At 74.3% G+C, this 21,309-nt stretch carries 20 protein-coding genes; 14 read left to right on the top strand and 6 right to left on the bottom strand.

The features are described 5' to 3' along the window. Positions 1-59 precede the first annotated feature (59 nt). Positions 60-248 carry a DUF5703 family protein gene (locus BMW99_RS29465; RefSeq protein WP_075017879.1) on the bottom strand — a complete coding sequence of 63 codons (189 nt, stop codon included), beginning with the start codon at positions 246-248 and terminating at the stop codon, positions 60-62. Between the two features lie 47 nt (positions 249-295). On the opposite strand from BMW99_RS29465, the gene BMW99_RS29460 reads away from it, so the two are divergent. After that, positions 296-904 carry a hypothetical protein gene (locus BMW99_RS29460; protein WP_069467637.1) on the top strand — a complete coding sequence of 203 codons (609 nt, stop codon included), beginning with the start codon at positions 296-298 and terminating at the stop codon, positions 902-904. Positions 905-1,027: 123 nt separating this feature from the next. Here BMW99_RS29460 and BMW99_RS29455 read toward each other — a convergent pair whose 3' ends face one another. Both BMW99_RS29455 and BMW99_RS29450 read right to left on the bottom strand, forming a co-directional pair. After that, positions 1,028-3,430 (bottom strand): helix-hairpin-helix domain-containing protein, encoded by a 2,403-nt coding sequence (locus BMW99_RS29455; protein ID WP_245791673.1) that lies wholly within the window; start codon positions 3,428-3,430, stop codon positions 1,028-1,030. Positions 3,431-3,464: 34 nt separating this feature from the next. Beyond that, positions 3,465-4,445 (bottom strand): aldo/keto reductase, encoded by a 981-nt coding sequence (locus BMW99_RS29450; protein ID WP_069462070.1) that lies wholly within the window; start codon positions 4,443-4,445, stop codon positions 3,465-3,467. Between the two features lie 130 nt (positions 4,446-4,575). On the opposite strand from BMW99_RS29450, the gene BMW99_RS29445 reads away from it, so the two are divergent. Continuing rightward, complete coding sequence (locus BMW99_RS29445) at positions 4,576-5,625, top strand: LLM class F420-dependent oxidoreductase (protein WP_069462071.1); 1,050 nt, start codon at positions 4,576-4,578, stop codon at positions 5,623-5,625. Between the two features lie 104 nt (positions 5,626-5,729). Here BMW99_RS29445 and BMW99_RS29440 read toward each other — a convergent pair whose 3' ends face one another. Further along, positions 5,730-6,308, bottom strand: a complete 579-nt coding sequence (locus BMW99_RS29440) for a hypothetical protein (protein ID WP_069462072.1) — start codon at positions 6,306-6,308, stop codon at positions 5,730-5,732. A gap of 246 nt (positions 6,309-6,554) precedes the next feature. Between BMW99_RS29440 and BMW99_RS29435 the strand changes: the two genes are divergently transcribed. From BMW99_RS29435 to mshC, 4 genes are all read left to right on the top strand, one after another. Further along, on the top strand, positions 6,555-7,256 hold the full coding sequence (locus tag BMW99_RS29435) for a histidine phosphatase family protein (RefSeq protein ID WP_069462073.1): 702 nt from the start codon (positions 6,555-6,557) through the stop codon (positions 7,254-7,256). A 74-nt stretch (positions 7,257-7,330) separates the two neighbouring features. After that, on the top strand, positions 7,331-7,921 hold the full coding sequence (locus BMW99_RS29430; protein WP_069462074.1) for a DUF3090 domain-containing protein: 591 nt from the start codon (positions 7,331-7,333) through the stop codon (positions 7,919-7,921). Continuing rightward, the gene (locus BMW99_RS29425; RefSeq protein ID WP_069462075.1) at positions 7,885-8,823 is read left to right on the top strand and encodes an SCO1664 family protein; all 939 of its coding nucleotides are present in this window, start codon (positions 7,885-7,887) and stop codon (positions 8,821-8,823) included. The genes BMW99_RS29430 and BMW99_RS29425 overlap by 37 nt, the downstream gene beginning before the upstream one ends. Positions 8,824-8,894: 71 nt before the next feature. Continuing rightward, complete coding sequence (gene mshC, locus BMW99_RS29420; RefSeq protein WP_075017878.1) at positions 8,895-10,124, top strand: cysteine--1-D-myo-inosityl 2-amino-2-deoxy-alpha-D-glucopyranoside ligase; 1,230 nt, start codon at positions 8,895-8,897, stop codon at positions 10,122-10,124. Between the two features lie 75 nt (positions 10,125-10,199). Here mshC and BMW99_RS29415 read toward each other — a convergent pair whose 3' ends face one another. Both BMW99_RS29415 and BMW99_RS29410 read right to left on the bottom strand, forming a co-directional pair. Continuing rightward, positions 10,200-11,375 (bottom strand): PAC2 family protein, encoded by a 1,176-nt coding sequence (locus tag BMW99_RS29415; protein WP_075017877.1) that lies wholly within the window; start codon positions 11,373-11,375, stop codon positions 10,200-10,202. Positions 11,376-11,458: 83 nt separating this feature from the next. Beyond that, positions 11,459-12,544 carry a glycoside hydrolase family 18 protein gene (locus BMW99_RS29410; RefSeq protein ID WP_069466875.1) on the bottom strand — a complete coding sequence of 362 codons (1,086 nt, stop codon included), beginning with the start codon at positions 12,542-12,544 and terminating at the stop codon, positions 11,459-11,461. Positions 12,545-12,653: 109 nt separating this feature from the next. Between BMW99_RS29410 and BMW99_RS29405 the strand changes: the two genes are divergently transcribed. The 8 genes from BMW99_RS29405 (at position 12,654) to BMW99_RS29370 (ending at position 21,242) form a co-directional block, all read left to right on the top strand. Further along, the gene (locus BMW99_RS29405; protein ID WP_069466876.1) at positions 12,654-13,970 is read left to right on the top strand and encodes an L-fuconate dehydratase; all 1,317 of its coding nucleotides are present in this window, start codon (positions 12,654-12,656) and stop codon (positions 13,968-13,970) included. Next, entirely contained in the window at positions 13,967-14,758 is a 792-nt protein-coding gene (locus tag BMW99_RS29400) for an SDR family NAD(P)-dependent oxidoreductase (RefSeq protein ID WP_069466877.1), read from the top strand. Before BMW99_RS29405 ends, BMW99_RS29400 begins: the two co-directional genes overlap by 4 nt. A gap of 211 nt (positions 14,759-14,969) precedes the next feature. Continuing rightward, a complete protein-coding gene (locus BMW99_RS29395) occupies positions 14,970-16,007 on the top strand; it encodes a sugar ABC transporter substrate-binding protein (protein ID WP_069462780.1) in 1,038 nt (345 codons plus the stop codon). 4 nt (positions 16,008-16,011) lie between these two features. After that, positions 16,012-17,577, top strand: a complete 1,566-nt coding sequence (locus BMW99_RS29390) for a sugar ABC transporter ATP-binding protein (protein ID WP_069462781.1) — start codon at positions 16,012-16,014, stop codon at positions 17,575-17,577. Beyond that, positions 17,574-18,611 carry an ABC transporter permease gene (locus BMW99_RS29385; protein ID WP_069462782.1) on the top strand — a complete coding sequence of 346 codons (1,038 nt, stop codon included), beginning with the start codon at positions 17,574-17,576 and terminating at the stop codon, positions 18,609-18,611. The genes BMW99_RS29390 and BMW99_RS29385 overlap by 4 nt, the downstream gene beginning before the upstream one ends. A gap of 46 nt (positions 18,612-18,657) precedes the next feature. Next, on the top strand, positions 18,658-19,635 hold the full coding sequence (locus BMW99_RS29380; RefSeq protein WP_069462783.1) for an aldo/keto reductase: 978 nt from the start codon (positions 18,658-18,660) through the stop codon (positions 19,633-19,635). A gap of 4 nt (positions 19,636-19,639) precedes the next feature. Next, the gene (locus tag BMW99_RS29375; RefSeq protein WP_069462784.1) at positions 19,640-20,506 is read left to right on the top strand and encodes an amidohydrolase family protein; all 867 of its coding nucleotides are present in this window, start codon (positions 19,640-19,642) and stop codon (positions 20,504-20,506) included. A 64-nt stretch (positions 20,507-20,570) separates the two neighbouring features. Further along, on the top strand, positions 20,571-21,242 hold the full coding sequence (locus BMW99_RS29370; protein ID WP_069462785.1) for a FadR/GntR family transcriptional regulator: 672 nt from the start codon (positions 20,571-20,573) through the stop codon (positions 21,240-21,242). Positions 21,243-21,309 lie beyond the last annotated feature (67 nt).

Here is a 21,309-nt window from a genome sequence, read left to right as displayed (position 1 = left end):
CACCACCGTGCCCCGCGACCGGACGGCCCGTGGCGGCCGTCCGGTCATTGTGTTTCCGGTCACCAGGTCGCGCGCACCTGGCGGATGATGCGGCGGCGCAACCGCACCCGCCGGCTGCCGTCCGGGTACAGCCGTACCCGGTCCAGCTCCCAGTGCCTGTACTCGGCTTCGTCGGTCAGCAGACGTGCCGCGTCCTTCCGGGAGACCTCCCGCGGCACGTACATCTCTCTGAATTCGTATTCCGGCATCGCATCTATTGTGCGGGCAACGGCCCGGTGCGGATAGCGTCTGCCTCATGTCTGATGACGTGCAGCCCAGCGTGGCGGATGTCCGTGCCGCCGTAGCGGCGTTCAAGGCCGCCCTCGACCGCCACCTCGAGGCGATCGAGACCCGTGTCGGTGACGACGACCCCGCGGTCTACGAGGCCTTCGAGGCCCTCGCCGCGGCCGCGGAGAGCTATGACGAGTTGCTGTACGACACCTACGACGAGGTGACCCCGTTCGAGGTGCCCACCGGCACCGCGAACCCGGAGTACAGCGGGCCGTCCGACCCCGAGGCGATCAGCGTGCTGATCCGCCGCGACTACACGATCGTCGCGCCGGACCGGCTGTTCTCCCAGGCACGGCGGGTCAGTGACGGCGCCGAGGGCGCCGACGCCACCGTCAGCTCCGCCCTGGGGGTGGTCTTCGGGGAGTACGAGCCCGACGAAGTCGCCCAGCGGCCCAAGGAGTTCGGCCTGGAGGAGGGCGACGCCACGCTGTGGGTCGCCGCCGCCGAGCAGCCGTCCGAGCCGGGGGAGTGGCTGGAAGCGCCCTTCGACGAGGTCAACCCGCAGCTCGTGCTCTGCCGGTTCGACATGAGCACCGTCTTCGACGACGACCTGGGCGTGCTGGACCCGGACTAGGGTCTGCCGTGTGGATCTCCGCGGCGTCCGTCCGCCCCCGCACGTGCCGGCCGGGACGGGTCGGCCCCGCGGGGCCGGTGCGCGGCGGGGCGCTGGGCCACCGCCGCACACCGGCCGCCGTCCTCACTCGTCGGCGGCCAGCTCCTTCAGCACGGTGACCAGCCGGGTCGTCCGCGGCCTGGCCGCGCCCTCGGCGACGGCGGCGGCCAGCGCCTGATCGGCGCCCTGCACGACCGACAGATGCCGTTCGCCGCGGCCGAACGCGGTGTAGACCCAGGCCCGGTTCAGCAGCGCGCCCGCGTCACCGGGGACGACCACGACCACCGCGGGCCAGCGCATCGCCGCGGCCTGGTGCCCGGTGACCGCCCAGCCGTGGCGGACCGCGTCCGCCACCTCCTCGCGCGGCACCAGTACCGGCCCGCCCTCGCACGACAGCCGCAGCCCCTCGGGTTCCGCGCCGGCCACCGTGCCCGGCAGCGCCCGCCCGGGCCCCGGCACGTAGACCACCCGGTCACCCTGGTCGAAGCCGCCGAAACGGCCGGGTCCGGGGTTCAGCCGCTCCTTGAGCGCCGCGTTGAGCGCACGGGTGCCGACCGGGCCGCCGTGCGCGACGGCGACCACCTGCGTCTCCTCGGCCGGGATGCCGAACGCCCGCGGCACCGAGTCCGCCACCAGCTGCACCGCGCGGTGCACGGCCTCCCGCGGGTCGCGGACGGGCACCACCACGACCTCCTTGTCCGGCGCGTCCACCTGGGGCAGTTCGCCCTCACCGACGCAGGAGACCAGCTCGCCGATCGGCCCGGCGTCGGGCGTCCGGGAGGCGACCCGCGGGCAGATCCGGGCGGCCAGCAGATCGGCGAAGGCACGGCCGGGTCCGGCCGGCGGCAGCGTGTACGGATCGCCGCTGAGCACCAGCCGGGCCCCGTCGGGCAGCGCCTCGACGAGGTCGGCGGCCTCCACCACGGACAGCCGGGGCGCGTCCAGCACCGCCAGCAGGTCGAGCGCGAGGGCGGCGTCCGCGGCCCGGCCGGGACCCTGCGTGCCGTCGAGCAGGCCCTCCACCGTCACCGCGGCGTCCTCGCCCAGCTCCTCGGCGAGCCGCCGGCGGCCGTTCTCGGTGTAGGCGGCGGCGTACGCGCGCAGGCCCGCCTGCCGCGCCGCGGCCACCAGCGCGGCGGGCTCCGCGCGGGCCGCCTCGCCGCCGGTGTGCAGCACCAGCCCGCTGCCGGCCGCCGCGCGGATCAGCTCGGCGGCGGACGGCGAGGGAGCGGCCGCGGCGGCGGACTCGCCCCAGGCCCGCCGTGCCGCGCTCCCGTCCCCGTCCCCGTTGCCGTTCCCGTCCCCGTCCCCTTCGTTATCCGGCTCTCCCGCGCTCTCGGCGTCCAGCGAGCGCAGCAGGCGCACGCAGCCGTCGGCCACGCTCTCCTCGGCCAGCGCGTAGCGGTCGAGGGCGAGCAGCAGCGGCACGTCCGCCTCGGCGTCCTCGGCGTCCTCGGCGCCGCCTCCGTCCCCGCTGTTCACGGGTTCCTCGGCGTCGCCGCGCGACGCGTCCCCCGTGGTGTCCCGGAAGACCAGCACCTGGCCCTCCTCGACGGCCGCGGCCACGGCGGCCGCCGGGTCCGGCAGCGCGTTGCGGGCCAGTTCGGCGCGGAGCGTGTCCGCGTCCAGCGCGGTGTGCCCGGCCGTGGCGGCGCGCTCCATCAGGTGCCCGACGAGCGCGTGGGCCCGCCGCGGGTCCCCGGGGCCGGCGGTCCCGCCCAGCAGGGCCCGGGCGAACGCGTCCGCGTGCTCCACCCGTACGCCGTCGAGCGCGAGCACGCCCCAGGGGTCCTCGCGCAGCGCCTCGGCCGCGCCCTCACCCAGCGCGCGGACCGCCGCCACCGCGAGCGTCTCCGGCGCGCCGCCGGCCGCGAGGACCGTGCGGACGGCCTCGACCGCGGCCGGGTCGACCACCGCGGACTGCCGGGCGGCGCGCGGCCGTTCGGCGGGCCGCGGGCGGCGCGGGCCGCCGGTGGTCCCGGCCGCGGGCTCCTGGCCGGCGTCCGCGGCCGCTCCGCCGGGCGTGCCGTCCTCGCCGGCCGCCTCGGCGGCCTGGGTCTCGGCGATCTCCGCGGCCATCGCCTCGCGCCGCTTGCGCCGTGCCTCCGCGGCGTCGCCGCGCGGGGCGGGCGCGGACGGGCTCTCGCCGCGCTCGATCGACTTGACCGCGGCCGCCAGCGCCGCGAGGCCCGGCCCGCCGCCGGACGCCGCGCCCTGGTCCTTGCCCCGGTCCTTGTCCCCGCCCTCGCCCTCGCTCCCGCTCCCGTCCGCCGGGCGCCCTGATCCGCCCGAGCCGGATCCGCCCGGCGAACCGGCCGTGCCGCCGGACGCGCCCTCGGGGCCCGACGCGCCGGGCCCGGACGCGGCGCCGGACGGGCTCTGCCCCGCGCCGCCCGACCCGTGTGCGGTCCGGGGGACGGCGGGCCCCTCGGTGGCGGTGGACGAACGGCGGGCGCCGTCCCCGGACGGGGGGATCGTGTCGGTCACAGCGAATGCCTTCCGTGGAGCGGCCGGCCGCGGCTCAGAGGGTGCTCCAGTCGTGGTCCGGGTAGCGGTGCAGCGGCGCCGAGACGTCGTCGAGCGCCAGATTGATCTCTTCCGGAAGCGTAAGGGCCTCCACTGACAACGCCTGGGTGAGCTGCGCGGCGTTGCGCGCGCCGAGGATCGGGGCGACCACACCGGGCCGGTCGCGGACCCACGCCAGGGCGACGTGCAGCGGGGCGACGGCCAGGCCGTCGGCCGCTATCGCCAGCGCGTCCACGATCAGCCGGGCCGTCTCGTCGAGATACGGCGCGACGAACGCGGACATGTCCTCGGAGCCGCCGCGGGAGTCCGGCGGGGCGCCGTGCCGGTACTTGCCGGTGAGCACGCCGCGGCCCAGCGGGGAGGACGGCAGCAGCCCGACACCGAGGTCGGTCGCCGCCGGCAGCACCTCCCGCTCCACGCCGCGCTGCAGCAGCGAGTACTCCATCTGCGTGCTGGCCAGCGGGGTGCGGCCGGACGCCGCGAGCTGCCAGGTCGCGGCCTTGGCCAGCTGCCAGCCGCAGAAGTTGGACACGCCCACGTAGCGGGCGCGCCCGGAGCTCACGGCGATGTCGAGGGCCTGCAGCGTCTCGTCCAGCGGCGTGCCCGGGTCGAAGGCGTGCACCTGCCACACGTCGACGTAGTCCGTGCCGAGCCGCTGCAGCGACGCGTCGAGCGCGGACAGCAGGTGCCCGCGGGAGGTGTCGAACCGCCGGTAGGGGTCGGGGACGCTGCCGGCCTTGGTGGCGATCACCAGGTCCGAGCGCGGCACCAGGCCCTCCAGCAACTGCCCCAGCAGGTACTCGGCGCCTCCGTCGGCGTAGACGTCCGCGGTGTCGACCAGGGTGCCGCCCGCGTCCCAGAACGCCTTCAACTGGTCGGCGGCATCGCGTTCCCCCGTCGTGCGCCCCCAGGTGAGCGTGCCGAGCCCGAGCCGGGACACGCGCAAACCCGTGCGGCCGAGGTGCCTTTGCTCCATGACCGCTGAGGCTAGCGCCCGCACTCCCCGAATGGGCGGCAGTGACGTACCTGACAGGCACCGGGGCGCGGCGTGGGCGCTACAGTCCGGGGTGACAACGACGTTACTGATGAGTACCTAGGGGTGCGGCATGCGGCTCGGGATCAACCTCGGCTACTGGGGCGCCGGGATGGACGCGGACAACCTGGCGGTCGCACAGGAGGCGGACCGGCTGGGGTACTCGGTGTGCTGGGCCGCGGAGGCCTACGGCTCCGACGGCCCCACGGTGCTGTCGTGGGTCGCCGCCCAGACCGAGCGGATCGACGTCGGCTCGGCCATCTTCCAGATCCCGGCCCGCACCCCGGCGATGACCGCGATGACCGCGGCCACCCTCGACTCGCTGTCCGGCGGCCGCTTCCGGCTCGGCCTCGGGGTCTCCGGCCCGCAGGTCTCCGAGGGCTGGTACGGCGTCAAGTTCGACAAGCCGCTGTCCCGCACCCGCGAGTACGTGGAGATCGTCCGCAAGGCGATGTCCCGCGAACGGCTGTCGTACGAGGGCGAGCACTGGACGCTGCCGCTGCCCGGCGGCCCCGGCAAGCCGATCAAGCTGACCGTCCACCCCCAGCGCGAGCACATCCCGCTGTACATCGCCGCCATCGGCCCCAGGAACCTGGAGCAGACCGGCGAGATCGCCGACGGCGCCCTGCTCATCTTCCCCTCGGCCGCGCACCTGGAGGACACCGCGCTGCGCCACATCAGGGCGGGCCGCGAGAAGGCCGGCCTGACGCTGGACGGCTTCGACGTCAGCCCCACGCTGCCGCTGGCGCTCGGCGACGACGTGTCGGCGCTCGCCGACGTCTTCCGCCCCTACACGGCCCTGTACGTCGGCGGCATGGGCAGCCGCAAGCAGAACTTCTACAACCAGCTCGCCCAGCGCATGGGCTACGAGCGGGAGGCCGCGGAGATCCAGGACAAGTACCTGGGCGGCGACAAGGACGGCGCCGCGGCCGCGGTCCCGCACGACCTCATCGACGCCACCAGCCTGCTGGGGCCCGTCGCCCGCATCGCGGACCGCATGACGGAGTACGCCGAAGCCGGCGTCACCACCCTCAACCTGAGCCCGGCCGGCTTCACCCTGGACGAGCGGGTGGCCGGTCTGCGGGCCGGCGTCGAGGCGCTGGAGCGCGCGGGTCTGGCCTGACGCGGTGACATGACGTCCCCGCATGACGTCCCGGCGGCCGGCCGACACCCGGCTGACGGGGCGTCAGGCGGTCCGGCTCGGCAGCCCGGCCCGGCGGACGGGCTCTAGCTGGGGACGAGCCGCCCCAGCAGCCGCCCGAAGTCGATGAGCCGGGCTATCTGCCCCGGACCCCCGTCGTCCAGCGACTTGCTGAACCGGAAGGCCTCGGGGCGGAACTTCGCGGACGTGACGGGCAGCGGCGAGTCGGGGTCCGCGGTCACCGCGCTCAACTCGTGGGGCATCCCGGTGGCCAGCACCACGTACACCCCGCGGTCGATGCGCCGCCCGTCCTCGTCCCGCCCGACGAGGGTGCGCATGCCGACGTGCCCGATCGAGTCCAGCGGCAGCACCTGCACCGAGGAGTCCAGCACGGTGCCGCCGGGCGCCTTGTCGTCGGCCAGTTCCTCGCTGTGCCACAGGATCAGGCGGCGGCCGTCGCACACCGCGGCCTCCTGCCACACCGAGGTGCCGGCCTCGGTGAGGTCCACCACCCGCTCCAGCGTGAAGCCGCGGACCCGGCGCCGGCCGAGCACGCCCCCGATGGCGTCCAGCGCGATGTCGGCGTGCAGGAAGTACACCGAGGCGGCGTCCTCGAGGCGTCCGTAAGGTGACCAGTCCGCCCCGGCGGCGCCGGCCCCTGCCACTGTTCGCGGACGGCTCCTCGTCGCCTTGCCGAACATCTCCACCCGCTTCGCGATCCCGACTCCCGGACCCCCTCGGCCCCCCTGAACCTTACCCAGCGGGGCGGACAGTCAGGAGCACGCAGGAGCCGCCGGATCGCCGTGATCGACGGGGATTCCCGCGGCCGTGGTGGGGGCTCGGGGGATCCTCCCCGCCACGGCCGTCACCCAGCACAACGCCCGCGCCCGTGAAGGGTTACGGTGGCGGACATGCCCACCGTCATCCTCGTCAGGCACGGCCGTTCGACCGCCAACGCGGAAGGAGTGCTGGCCGGCTGGAGCCCCGGAGTCGCCCTCGACGACACCGGCAGGGCCCAGGCCACCGCACTCGCCGCCCGGCTCGCCGCCCTGCCGCTCGCCGCCGTCGTCAGCAGCCCCCTGCAGCGCTGCCAGGAGACCGTCAAACCACTGACGGACACCCGGCCGGAGCTGACCCTGCACACCGACGAGCGGGTCGGCGAGTGCCACTACGGCGACTGGACCGGCCGCAAGCTCAGCGAACTCGCCGAGGAGCCGCTGTGGGCGACCGTGCAGCGGCATCCCTCGGCGGCCGTCTTCCCCGGCGAGGGGGGCGAGTCGCTGCGCGCCATGCAGGCCCGCGCGGTCGACGCGGTCCGCGACTGGAACCGCCGGATCGAGGAGGAGCACGGCCCCGAGGCGGTCTACGTGGTCTGCTCGCACGGCGACATCATCAAGTCCCTGGCCGCCGACGCCCTGGGCATGCACCTCGACCTGTTCCAGCGGATCAGTACCGAGCCGTGCTCGGTCACGGCGATCCGCTACACCGCCAACCGCCCCTTCCTGCTGCGCCTCGGCGACACCGGTGACCTCAGCACGCTCGCGCCCGCGCCCTCTCCCGCACCGGGTGCGGCGGACGACGCGGTGGTGGGGGGCTCCACCGGCACCCGGTGATCGGCTTCCGCAGTAGGGTGGGTGACCGGTACAGCAGCCAGAACAGCCGATCGGACGAGCAAACGGAGCAAGGCGTGCCCCGTCAGGTCTTCTTCTTCGAACATCCCGACCGTTTCGTGGCCGGGACCGTGGGCCAACCAGGCCAGCGGACGTTCTTCCTGCAGGCCACCGCGTCCGGGCGGACCACCAGTGTCGCCCTGGAGAAGACCCAGGTGGCCGCGCTGGCGGAGCGCGTCGACGAGCTGCTGGACGAGGTCGTGCGCCGCAGCGGCGGCAGCGCCCCGGTGCCGGCCGTCGCCCCCGCCGAGCTCGCCGACACCGCGCCCCTGGACGTGCCCGTCGAGGAGGAGTTCCGGGTCGGCACCATGGCGTTGGCCTGGGACGGCGCGCACGAGCGGATGGTCATCGAGGCGCAGGCCCTGGTGGAGATCGCCGGCGAGGACGAGGACGACCTGGAGGCGGCCGAGGAGGAGATGCTCCAGGACGACGAGAACGGCCCGCCGCTGCTGCGGGTCCTCCTCACCGGCGCCCAGGCCCGCTCGTTCGCCAAGCGCGCCCTGGACGTGGTCTCCGCGGGCCGCCCGCCCTGCCCGCTGTGCAGCCTGCCCCTGGACCCGGAAGGACACGTATGCCCGCGCCAGAACGGGTACCGGAGGTCGGCCTGATCGCCCCCGGCTCCGGCCGGGACGGGATCGGCGCCGCCGACGTCCTGCTGCGCGGCGAGCTCACCGTGCGCGGACAGATCCGCGAGGCGTCCAACGCGGTGCTGTACTGCGAGGCGGTGTACGAGGGGCGCACCCTGGCCTGCGTGTACAAGCCGGTCGCCGGCGAGCGCCCGCTGTGGGACTTCCCCGACGGCACGCTCGCCCAGCGCGAGGTCGCCGCCTACCTCGTCTCCGAGGCCACCGGCTGGGGCCTGGTGCCGCCCACCGTGCTGCGCGACGGCCCGTACGGCGAGGGCATGGTCCAGCTCTGGATCGACGTCGCTCCCGACGACTCCGAGGGGGACGGCGAGGACGCCTCCGGCACCGAGGACGCCTCCGGCGGCGACGGCACCGGCGGCAGCGGCGGCAGCGGTGACGGGGGCGACGGGCCGCTGCTGGCGCTCACCGAGGACACCGAGCCCGCGCCCGGCTGGAAGGCCGTCGTCGAGGCCGAGGTCGGCGAGGGCCGCCGCGCGCTGCTCGTGCACGCCGACGACATACGCCTGCGCCGGCTGGCCGTCCTGGACGCGGTGATCAACAACGCCGACCGCAAGGGCGGGCACCTGCTGCCCGCCCTGGACGGCCGCCTCTACGGCATCGACCACGGCGTGACCTTCCACACCGAGGACAAGCTCCGCACGCTGCTGTGGGGCTGGGCGGGCGAACCGCTGCCCGCCGAGGCGCGGCCCGTCCTGGACGCGCTGGCCGCGCAGCTCGACGGCGCCCTGGGGGCGCGGCTCGGCGAGCTGCTGACCGCCGCCGAGACCGACGCCCTGCGCGCTCGCGTCCGCCACCTGCGGGAGAGCGGGAAGCACCCCGAACCCAGCGGTGACTGGCCGTCGATCCCCTGGCCTCCGGTCTGACCGGACGGCGGCGGTGGCGCGCCGGTCGGCCCCGCCGTTTTGACGCACGGGCGCCCGGTTAACCTCAAGACATGCATGCCTGGCCCGCTTCCGACGTCCCCGCCCTTCCCGGCACCGGACGCCCCCTGAGTCTCCACGACACCTCGACCGGTGGACGGGTGACGCTCGACCCCGGCCCCGTGGCCCGGATCTACGTCTGCGGGATCACCCCGTACGACGCGACCCACATGGGGCACGCCGCCACGTACAACGCGTTCGACCTCGTCCAGCGCGTGTGGCTCGACACGAAGCGCCAGGTCCACTACGTCCAGAACGTCACCGACGTCGACGATCCGCTGCTGGAGCGCGCGGTGGCCACCGGCGAGGACTGGACCGCGCTGGCCGAGCGCGAGACCGCCCTGTTCCGCGAGGACATGACCGCGCTGCGGATGCTGCCGCCCGCGCACTACATCGGCGCGGTCGAGGCCATACCGGGCATCGTGCCGCTGATCGAGCGGCTGCGGGAGGCCGGCGCGGCGTACGAGCTCGACGGCGACGTGTACTTCTCCGTCGAGTCCGACCCCGCCTTCGGGACGGTGTCGCGGCTGGACGCGGCCGCGATGCGGGTGCTGTCCGCCGAGCGCGGCGGCGACCCGGACCGCCCCGGCAAGAAGGACCCGCTCGACCCGATCCTGTGGCTCGGCGCCCGCGAGGGCGAGCCCAGCTGGGACGGCGGGTCGCTCGGCCCCGGCCGCCCCGGCTGGCACATCGAGTGCGTCGCGATCGCCCTGGACCACCTCGGCATGGGCTTCGACGTCCAGGGCGGCGGGTCCGACCTGGCGTTCCCCCACCACGAGATGGGCGCGTCGCACGCGCAGGTCCTCACCGGCGAGTACCCGTTCGCCAAGGCGTACGTGCACGCCGGGATGGTCGCCCTGGACGGCGAGAAGATGTCCAAGTCCAAGGGCAACCTGGTGTTCGTGTCCGCGCTGCGGCGTGCGGGCGTCGACCCGGCGGCCATCAGGCTGGCGCTGCTCGCGCACCACTACCGGTCGGACTGGGAGTGGACCGACGGGGTGCTGGCCGAGGCCGTGGAGCGCCTCGACCGCTGGCGGGCAGCGGTGTCGCGGCCCGACGGGCCGCCCGCGGAAACGCTGGTCTCCGAGATCCGTGAGGCCCTCGCCGACGACCTGGACGCGCCGCGCGCGCTGCGCCTGGTCGACGCGTGGGCGGCCGACCAGGCCGCGTCCGGCGGCACCGACACCGGCGCCCCCGGCCTCGTCTCCCGCACCGTCGACGCGCTACTGGGCGTGGCGCTCTAAAGCCGCCTGTCCGACGAAGAGCGCCGTCCGCCCGGCCGGGGGAGGGGCGCCCACCGCGACGGTGGGCGCCCCTCGTCACTTCCCGTCGCTGTCGCTGTCGCTGGCGCCGTCACTGTCGCCGTCGTCGCCGACGTCGTCGCCGTCCGCGTCCGGACGACCGGAGCCGGGGTCCGCGTCGGCGTCCCCGGGCGCGTCCGGCCCGGGCACGGCGCCGTCCGCGGGCTCGCCGGCGTCCGGGGCCGCCGCGTCGCCCCCCTCGTCCGTGTCGCCGGACGCGTCGGTGCCGTCCGCCGCCTCCGCGCCGTCGCGGTCCGCGGCGGCCGGGGTGTCGCGCGGCCGGGAGGCCTGGCTGCGGATCGGCGGGACGCCGTCCTCGCCCTCGCTCGCGTAGCCGCCGGCGCCGCCCGCCTGCGGGTCCCGGCGCCGCAGATAGCGCTCGAACTCCTTGGCGATGGCCTCGCCGGACGCCTCGGGGAGCTCCGCGGTGTCGCGGGCCTCCTCCAGGGTCTGGACGTACTCCGCGACCTCGCTGTCCTCCGCCGCCAGCTGGTCCACGCCGACCTGCCAGGCGCGGGCGTCCTCGGGCAGCTCGCCCTGCGGGATGCGCAGGTCGAGCAGGTCCTCCAGGCGGTTCAGCAGGGCCAGCGTGGCCTTCGGATTGGGGGGCTGCGAGACGTAGTGGGGGACGGCCGCCCACAGGCTCACCGCCGGAATGCCCGCGTGGGTGCAGGCCTCCTGAAGGATGCCGACGATGCCCGTCGGCCCCTCGTAGCTCGACTCCTCCAGGTTGAGGGACGTCGCCAGTTCGGGGTCGGACGTCACGCCGGTGACGGGGACCGGCCGGGTGTGCGGGGTGTCGCCCAGCAGCGCGCCGAGCACGACGACCATCTCGACGCCGAGCTCGTGGGCGAAGCCCAGGATCTCGTTGCAGAACGAGCGCCACCGCATGCTCGGCTCGATGCCGCGCACCAGGACCAGGTCACGCGGTGTGGGCGACTGGATGCGCACCACCGACAGCCGTGTCGTCGGCCAGGTGATGCGGCGTACCCCGCCGTCCATCCACACGGTGGGCCGGTTGACCTGGAAGTCGTAGTAGTCCTCCGCGTCGAGCGCGGCGAACACCTCGCCCTTGAACTCCCGGTCCATGTGGTCGACCGCAGTGGAGGCTGCGTCCCCGGCGTCGTTCCAGCCCTCGAACGCGGCCACCATGACCGGGTCGATCAGCTCGGGAACCCCCTCGAGCTCGATCACCCAGCGCCTCCTTTTCCAGGCCGGAGGGGGCGATGCCGTCCCCGTGCCGGCTGCTGTGCTGTTCCAGACGTGCGGCACCAAGCCTACGGCGTACCGCCCTCAGTGCCCCAACCTCTGCGGTAGGCGGCCCAGTCGCCGGCGGTGGCGTGGAAGTCGACATAAAGGGACAGGCCGAACATCCGGCGGTGCCGGTCGTGCCGGGCCAGCGCGACCCGCGCGCCGCGGACGGCCGCGTCCACGGTCTCGGCGTAGGCGTGGTGGCCCATGTCGCCGGTGTGGTAGCCCGGCAGGCCGATGACCAGTTCGGTGCTGGGCGGCGTGGCGGACAGCGCGAGCCCGGTCTGCTGGGCGACGTACCCGCCGAACAGCGACGTCGTGGGCATCGCGGTGTCGTAGGCCATCACGGCGATCTGGTCGACGCGGCGGGCGACCTGCCCGAAGTACGCCTGGGCCCACCACTTGGGGTGGCTGAACGGCAGGTGGGCGACGGTGTGCAGGTGCGGCAGCGGGTCGATCTGCGGGACGGCGGCGGACAGCGGGACGCCGCGCTCCTCGGTCAGCTGGTGCACCGCGTCCAGCAGGGTCAGGAATCCGGGGTCGCCGGACGGAACCGGCTCCAGGTCCAGGTGGACGCCGTCGAACCCGGCGTCCAGCACCTGCGCGCAGGAGTCGCGCACGCGGGACCGCAGTGCCGCGTCGTCGAGGTGCAGGCCCGGCCCGCCGGAGTGCGCCACGACGTCGCCCAGCCAAGCCTGCACCCGCACGCCGGGCAGTTCGCGGTGCACGTCGGCGATGAACGCCGCGGCCGCGGGGTAGAGCTTGGGGTCGAGGGTGCCGTCGTCCGCCAGGGGGCCGGTGTGGACGTAGAGGTCGCTGATGCCGGAGTCCCGCACGCGCGAGCGCAGCAGGGCCAGATCGGCGGGGCCGCGGCGACCGTCCACCCAGGCGTGCCCGAGCCACACGGCGTCATGTCCGCGCGTGCGCCCGGCGGCCGCGGGATTGCCCGCGTACTGGGCGCGCAGCGCCGTCGCGGCGGCGGCCACGGCCAGCACGGCGAGCACCGTCGCGGCGATCGTCGCATGCCGGAGCAGCCGCAGGACCCGCCGGCGGGACGGCGGGGTCCACTGCCGGAACCGCTGCCGGACCCGCGTGGCCAGCCGATGAGACATCCGATCTGTAATCCACAAAGTTCTGGCCTCCCCCTGGACGAACGGCGGGCTGCGCCGCTATACATCGGATCATCAAGAAAAGATCCGATGTCTTGCGACGGGAGTGTGCATGAGTCCGACCATCACCGAGGTCGACGTCCACGACATCCGCTTTCCGACCTCGGAGCAGCTCGACGGCTCGGACGCCATGAACCCCGACCCCGACTACTCGGCCGCCTACGTCGTCCTCCGTACCGACGCGCCCGGCGGCCTCGCGGGGTACGGCCTGTGCTTCACGATCGGCCGCGGCAACGACGTGGTCGCCGCGGCGATCCGCGCACTGCGACCCTATGTGGTCGGGCGCTCGGTGGACAGTGTCACGAGCGATCTTGGGGATTTCTACCGCCTGCTCACCCACGACTCGCAACTGCGCTGGCTGGGCCCGGAGAAGGGCGTGATGCACATGGCCGCCGGCGCGGTGGTCAACGCCGCCTGGGACCTGGCCGCCCGTCAGGCCGGCCGCCCGGTCTGGGAGCTGCTGGCCGCCATGACCCCCGAGCAGATCGTCGACCTGGTCGACTTCCGCTACCTCAGCGACGCCCTCACGCCGGAGGACGCGCTGGAGATCCTCCGCCGCGCCGAGCCCGGCCGGGCCGAACGCGTCGCCCTGCTGCGGCGCGACGGCTACCCCGCCTACACCACCGAGCCGGGCTGGCTGGGCTACTCCGACGAGAAGCTCGTCCGGCTGGCCAAGGAGGCGGTCGCGGCCGGCTTCCGGCAGATCAAGCTGAAGGTCGGCGACAACCTCGACGACGACCTGCGCCGCATGCGGCTGGCCCGCGAGGCGGTCGGCCCCGACGTCCGGATCGCCGTCGACGCCAACCAGCGCTGGGACGTGCAGGCGGCCGTCGACTGGATGAACGCCCTCGCGCCGTACGACCCGTACTGGATCGAGGAGCCCACCAGCCCGGACGACGTGCTCGCCCACGCGGCGGTGCGGGCCGGCCAGCCGGTGCGGGTCGCCACCGGCGAACACGTCGCCAACCGCGTGGTGTTCAAGCAGCTCCTGCAGGCCGGCGCGGTGGACTTCGTGCAGATCGACGCGGCCCGGGTGGGCGGCGTCAACGAGAACGTCGCGATCCTGCTGCTCGCCGCGAAGTTCGGCGTCCCGGTCTGCCCGCACGCCGGCGGCGTGGGCCTGTGCGAGCTCGTCCAGCACCTGTCGATGTTCGACTTCGTGGCCGTCTCGGGGACCCAGGAGGACCGGATCATCGAGTACGTGCCGCACCTGCACGAGCACTTCACCGACCCGGTGGTGATGGAGAACGGCGCCTACCGCGCGCCCGAGGCGCCCGGCTTCTCGGCCCGCATGGTGCCCGAGTCCCTCACCGACTACCGCTACCCCGACGGTCCGGTGTGGACCGCACGACAGGAGCCGGCCCGATGAGCGAACCGACCTCCGCCGCCCGGGACTTCGACGGGCTGACCGCCCTGGTGACCGGCGGCGCCTCCGGCATCGGCGCGGCCACCGCCGCGCTGCTCACCGCCCGCGGCGCCCGCGTCGCGGTGCTCGACCGCGACGTGTCGGGCGCCCCCGAGGGCACCGTCCCGGTCCAGGCCGACGTCACGGACGACGACGCGGTGCGGGCCGCGGTCGGCCGGGCCGCCGAGGTCCTGGGCGGGCTGCACACCGTGGTCGCCAACGCCGGGATCGGCGCGATCGGCACCGTCGAGGACAACCCGGACGACGAGTGGCACCGAGTGCTGGACGTCAACGTCCTGGGCATGGTGCGCACCGCCCGCGCGGCACTGCCCCACCTGCGCAAGGCCGCGCAGGACCGGCCGGGCTGCGCGTCGATCACCCTCACATGCTCCATCGCCGCCACCGCCGGGCTGCCGCAGCGGGCGCTGTACAGCGCGAGCAAGGGCGCGGTCCTCGCGCTCACCCTGGCGATGGCCGCCGACCACGTCCGCGAGGGCGTCCGGGTCAACTGCGTCAACCCCGGCACCGCGGACACCCCGTGGATCGGACGCCTGCTCGGGCAGGCGGAGGACCCCGCCGCCGAACGTGCCGCGCTCGACGCCCGCCAGCCGATGGGCCGGCTGGTCGGCGCCGGCGAAGTGGCCGCGGCCATCGCGTACCTGGCCAGTCCCGCCGCGGCGAGCGTGACGGGTACCGCGCTCGCCGTCGACGGCGGAATGCAGGGCCTGCGCCTGCGTCCCGCCGCCGGCTGACCCTCCGGCCACCCGGCCGGCCGCCCGGCCCCGCACGCGACCATCCCCGCGCGCCGGGCCCCGACACCCGGGCCAACCCGCCCGATCCGTACCGGAGTCCGCACCCCACCCCCGCACTCCGCGCGCCGCCTCGCACCCCCCGCCTCACCGCACCGCACCCGCACCAGCACCGCACCGAGCCGATTCATTCATCGAAAGGCAGGTCTCGCTGATGAGACTGCGTACGACGACCGTGGCTGCCTGTGCCGCCCTGCTCGCGGTCACCGCACTCGCCGGCTGCAACAGAGGAAGCGACGACAAGGCCGGCAGCTCCGGCAAGGTCGGCATCGACCTGCCGCGCTCCGACAGCGACTTCTGGAACTCCTACCAGGGCTACATCGAGAAGGGCGTCAAGGCCGGAGTCGTCTCCGCGCTGCCGCGCAGCAACTCGCAGAACGACATCGGCAAGCTCGTCGCGAACGTGCAGACGTTCGTCGACCAGGGCGCCAAGGCGATCGTGATGGCGCCGCAGGACACCGGCGCCATCGCCTCCACCCTGCAGACCCTCGCGGGCAAGCACATCCCGGTGGTCAGCGTCGACACCCGCCCCGACAAGGGCCAGGTGTACATGGTGGTGCGCGCCGACAACCGCGCCTACGGGACCAAGGCCTGCGACTACCTCGGCCAGCAACTGGGCGGCAAGGGCAAGGTCGTGGAGTTCGAGGGCGCCCTCGACTCCATCAACGGCCGTGACCGCTCCGAGGCGTTCGCGTCCTGCATGAAGAGCAAGTTCCCCGGCGTCAAGGTGATCGCGCTGGCCACCGACTGGAAGGGCGACGTCGCCTCGGCCAAGCTGCAGACCACGCTCGCCTCCGACCCGGACATCAACGGGATCTACATGCAGGCCGGCGGCGTGTTCCTGCAGCCCACCCTGGCGCTGCTGGAGCAGAAGCACCTGCTCAAGCCGCCCGGCACGCCCGGCCACATCACCATCATCTCCAACGACGGCATCCCCGAGGAGTTCAAGGCGATCAAGGCCGGCCAGATCGACGCCACCATCTCCCAGCCGGCCGACCTCTACGCCAAGTACGCGCTGTACTACGCCAAGGAGGCGCTGGCCGGGAAGACGTTCCAGCCCGGCCCGACCGACCACGACTCCACGATCATCAAGATCCCCAACGGCCTGGAGGACCAGCTGCCCGCGCCGCTGGTGACCAAGGCCAACGTGGACGACCCCAACCTGTGGGCCAACCAGCTCGGGAAGAGCTGACCCCATGACCGACAGCACCAAAGGCACCCTCGGCACCACCGATGACGATCCGCCGCCGGCGGTCCGCGCCGAGGGCGTCGTGAAGCGGTTCGGGCCCACCCTGGCCCTCGACAGGGTGGGCATCTCGGTGGCGGCCGGCGACTCGCACGCCCTCGTCGGGCGCAACGGCGCCGGCAAGTCCACCCTCGTCTCGGTGCTCACCGGGCTGCACACCCCGGACGCCGGACAGGTGTTCTTCCAGGACGAGCCCGCGCCCTCCGGCGGGGACACCGCCGCCTGGCAGTCCAAGGTCGCCTGCGTCTACCAGAAGTCGATGGTGGTCCCGGACCTGTCGGTCGCCGAGAACCTGTTCCTCGGCCGGTTCGGGCCGGGCCGGATCCGCTGGTCGCAGCTGCGCGCGCGGGCCGGCGACCTGCTCGCGGAGTACGGGGTGGACGTCGACCCCGCCGCGCGGGCCGGCGATCTGACCGTCGAGCAGGGGCAGTTCGTGGAGATCGCCCGGGCGCTGTCGTTCGGCGCCCGGTTCATCATCCTCGACGAGCCCACCGCGCAGCTCGACGCGGCCGGCATCGAGCGGCTGTTCACCAAACTGCGCGAACTGCAGGCGCAGGGTGTGGCGTTCCTCTTCATCTCGCACCACCTGCAGGAGGTCTACGACCTGTGCAGCACCGTCACGGTCTACCGCGACGCCCGCCACGTGCTGACCGCGCCCGTCGCGGATCTCGGCAAGGCGGAGCTGGTGGCGGCCATGACGGGCGAGGAGGCGCCGGCGCCCACCGCGTCCGCCTGGCACGCCGGGTCCGCGGCGAGCGCGGAGCCGGCCGAACCGGTGCTGCGCGCCGAGGCGCTGGCCCTGGACGGCGCGTACGAGCCGATCGACCTGGCCGTGTGCCCCGGCGAGGTCGTCGGCCTCGCCGGGGCCACCGCCAGCGGCAACACCGCGCTCGGCGAGACCCTGGTCGGCCTGCGCAGGGCCACCTCGGGCCGCACCCTGGTGGGCGGCAGGCCGGTGCGGCCCGGCAGCGTCCCGCACGCGCTGGGCGCCGGGATCGGCTACGTCCCGGAGGACCGGCACCGGCAGGGCCTGGTGCTGGGCCGCAGCGTCGCGGAGAACGCCACCCTCTCCGTGACCGACCAGCTCGGCCCGTACGGCACCGTCCTGCCGTCCAGGACCCGGGCCTTCGCGCAGCGCATGATCTCCTCGCTGGACATCAAGACCTCGGGGCCGGCCCAGCCGGTCGCCGACCTGTCCGGCGGCAACCAGCAGAAGGTCGTCATCGCCCGTGCGCTGGCCCGCGAGCCGCGGGTCCTGGTGGCCATCAGGCCGACCGCGGGCGTGGACGTGAAGTCGAAGGACTCGCTGCTGTCCGTGGTGCGGGGCGTGGCCGACCGCGGCGACGCGGCCGTCATCGTCTCCGACGAGCTGGACGACCTGCGGGTGTGCGACCGGGTGATCGCCCTCTTCCACGGGCGGGTGATCGCCGAGTTCGGCAGCGGATGGACCGACCGGGACCTGGTCTCGGCGATGGAGGGGCTGCCCGCGGGCGGCGGCAAGGGAGCCGAGGAATGAGCGAGACCAGTCAGCTGACCGTCGACGCGGGCGCGCCCGCCGGGCCCGGGCGCCCGGTGCCGCGGATCCGGTTGAGCCGCTACCGGGACCTGTCGCTGCTGCCGGTGATCCTCGTCCTCGGCGTGATCGGCTTCATCGTCTCGCCGGCCTTCCTCACCTCCGACAACCTCATCGGGGTGCTGCAGCAGACCAGCGAGCTGAGCCTGCTGGTGCTCGGCGAGGCGATGATCCTGATCTGCGGCCGGATGGACCTGTCGCTGGAGTCCACCATCGGCGTCGCCCCGGTGATCGCGATGTGGCTGGTCATGCCCAGCAGCGGCCCCGCCACGTACCACGGCATCGGGCTGCTGCCCGGCTGGATGTCGATCCCCGCGTGCCTCGTGGTGGGCCTGCTGATCGGCGGCTTCAACGGGTTCATGATCCTCAAGCTGCGGGTCAACGGCTTCATCGTGACCCTCGGCATGCTGACCATGCTGCGCGGCCTGCAGGACGGCATCTCGCAGGGCAAGTCCATCGTCGAGGTGCCCGGCTCGTTCTCCTACCTCGGCAAGGCGTCGTGGCTGGGGGCACCCGCCGCGGTGTGGATCTGCCTGGTGCTGTTCGCCGCCGGGGGCCTGGCGCTGGGCTACCTGCGGCACGGCCGGGCGCTGTACGCGATCGGCGGCAACACCGAGGCGGCCCGGGCCGCGGGCATCCGGGTGGACCGGATCACCTGGATCGTGCTGGCGCTCGGCGGGCTGCTCGCCGCGTTCGCCGGCGTGCTCTACGTCGGCCACTACGGCGCGGTGTCCTCCACGCAGGGCGACGGCTGGATCTTCCAGGTCTTCGCGGCCACCGTCATCGGCGGCGTCAGCCTCAACGGCGGCCGGGGCACGCTCTTCGGGGCGCTCACCGGCGTGATCGCGCTCCAGCTCGTGGTGAACGTGACCACTCTGGGCGGAGTGCCGCCGCTGTGGGACAAGTTCCTCTACGGTGCCATCATCATCGTCGCCCTGATCATCTCCCGCTTCGCCAGCGGCGAGAAGCAGGACTGAGGCGCCGGACACCAGCAGACACCGGAAGCAAGGAGAGAACCGGCCCATGCCCGTACCGGCACTGCCCCGGCTCGGCCTCGGCTGCGCCCCGCTCGGCAACCTCTACCGCACCGTCACCGACGAGGAGGCGGAGGCGGCCGTGGCGGCGGCGTTCGACACCGGCGCCACGTACTTCGACACCGCGCCGCACTACGGTCTCGGCCGCTCCGAGGAGCGGCTGGGCCGGGCCCTGGCCGGCCGGGACCGCGGCTCGTACGTGCTGTCCACCAAGGTCGGGCGCCGCCTGCGGGACCTGGCGCCCGGCGAGGAGCCGGACGGCCAGGGCTTCGTCGACAACCCGCGCAGGGCCCGGGTCTGGGACTTCACCGCGGACGGCATCCGCGCCACGCTGGACGGCTCCCTGGAGCGGCTCGGCGTGGACGCGGTCGACATCGTGTACCTGCACGACGTCGAGGACCATCTCGACGCGATCCGCGGCGGCGGCTTCGCGGCCCTGGCGGCCCTGCGGGACGAGGGCGTGGTCAAGGCGATCGGGTTCGGCATGAACGTCAGCGGAGTGCTCGCCCGGCTCGTCGACGAGTTCGACGTGGACGTGGTGCTGTGCGCGGGCCGCTGGACGCTGCTGGAGCGCACCGCGCTGGACGACCTGCTGCCGGTGTGCGAGCGGCGCGGCACGCGCGTCGTGGCCGGCGGCGTCTACAACTCCGGGCTGCTGGCCGACCCCAGCCCCGGGGCGCACTACGACTACGCGGCGGCGCCGCCCGAGGTGCTGCGGCGGGCCCAGGAACTGGCCCGGGTCTGCGCGGAGTTCGGGGTGCCGCTGCGTGCCGCCGCGCTGGCGTTCCCGTTCGGGCACCCGTCGGTCGTCGCCGCGGTCGTCGGCGCGGCCGGCGAGGCCGAGGTGCGGGACAACGCGGCGATGGCCGCGACACCCGTCCCGGACGAGATGTGGCACGCGCTGGTGGCCCGCGGGCTGCTCGACGAGGACGTGCCGCTGCCGCTGACCGCCACCACGGGGGAGTGAACCGTTGCGCATCGACGCCCACCACCACCTGTGGGACCTGGCGCGGCGCCCGCAGCCCTGGCTGACCGGCCCGGCCCTCGACCCGATCGCCCGCACGTTCCGGCTGGCCGAACTCGCCCCGCTGCTGGCCGCGCACGGCATCGACGCGACCGTCGTCGTGCAGTCCAGCTCGTCGCTGCCGGAGACCCGCGAGCTGCTGGCGACCGCCGCCGGGTCGGGCGGCCTGGTCGCCGGCGTCGTCGGCTGGGCCGACCTCGCCGACCCCGCGCTCGGCGAGATGCTCGCCTCGCTCGACGGCCCGCTCGTGGGGATCCGCCACCAGGTGCAGGACGAGCCCGACCCGCGCTGGCTCACCCGGCCCGAGGTGCACACGGGCCTGCGGGCCGTCGCGTCCGCCGGGCTCGTCTACGACCTGCTCGTCACCCCCGTGCAGCTGCCCGCCGCAGTGGAGACGGTCCGGGCGCTGCCCGAGGTGCGGTTCGTGCTCGACCACTGCGCCAAACCGCCGATCGCCGACGGCGGCTGGGAGCCCTGGGCCGGGCGGATCACCGAGCTCGCCCAGCTCCCCAACGTCAGCTGCAAGCTGTCGGGACTGGTCACCGAGGCCGACTGGGAGCGGTGGCGGCCGCAGGACGTGCTGCCTTACGCCCGGCACGTCCTGGACGCCTTCGGCCCGGGGCGCGTGATGTTCGGCTCCGACTGGCCGGTGGCGACCCTGGCCGCGCGGTACGCCGACGTCTACGCGCTGGCCGAGCAGGCGGTCGCGGCCCTGGACGCGGGGGAGCGGGCGGCGGTGTTCGGCGGCACCGCGGCGCAGGTCTACGGGCTGCCGGACGGTGCGGGTCCGGCGGGTCCGGCGGCTGGGTCATAATGGACAGGAAAGACATCGGAGGTCTGGCGGAGCCGCCACGAGACCTTGGACAGGGGAGGCACTGATGGCGGTCACCGACGAGGCGATCGAGAAGATCAAGGAGATGATCGTCTCCGGGGCGCTGCGCCCCGGCGACCGGCTGCCCAAGGAGAGCGAGCTGGCCGCCGAACTGGGCCTGTCCCGCAACTCGCTGCGCGAGGCGGTGCGCGCCCTGTCGCTGATCCGCATCCTCGACGTGCGCCAGGGCGACGGCACGTACGTCACCAGTCTGGATCCCCAACTGCTCCTGGAGGCGCTGAGCTTCGTGGTGGACTTCCACCGCGACGACACCGTCCTGGAGTTCCTCGCGGTGCGCCGCATCCTGGAGCCGGCCGCGACCGCGATGGCCGCGATCAGCATCCCGGCCGAGGAACTGGACGCCCTGGAGGGCAAGCTCGACGCGCTCGGCCCGCAGCCCTCGGTGGAGGAACTCGTGGCCTCCGACCTGGAGTTCCATCGCGGCATCGTGCAGGGCTCCGGCAACTCGGTGCTGTGCTCGCTGCTCGACGGCCTGTCCGGCCCGACCACGCGGGCCCGCATCTGGCGGGGCCTGACCCAGGAGGACGCGGTCAGCCGCACCCTGCACGAGCACCGGGCGATCCTCGGGGCGCTGCGCGACCGGGACGCGGAGGCGGCCCGCTCATGGGCGACGGTGCACGTGGCCAGCGTCGAGCAGTGGCTGCGCTCCACGCTCTGACGCTCCGGGGGCTGTCGGGCTGTTGACCTGCCCGGCTGACCGGTCGCCCGGCCCGGCCGCCGCGGCA

The organism is Actinacidiphila rubida (genome assembly GCF_900110255.1).
Taxonomy (GTDB): Bacteria; Actinomycetota; Actinomycetes; order Streptomycetales; family Streptomycetaceae; genus Actinacidiphila; species Actinacidiphila rubida.
Note: the sequence above shows the minus strand (reverse complement) of the source record. Positions and strands in the feature narration are given on the sequence as shown.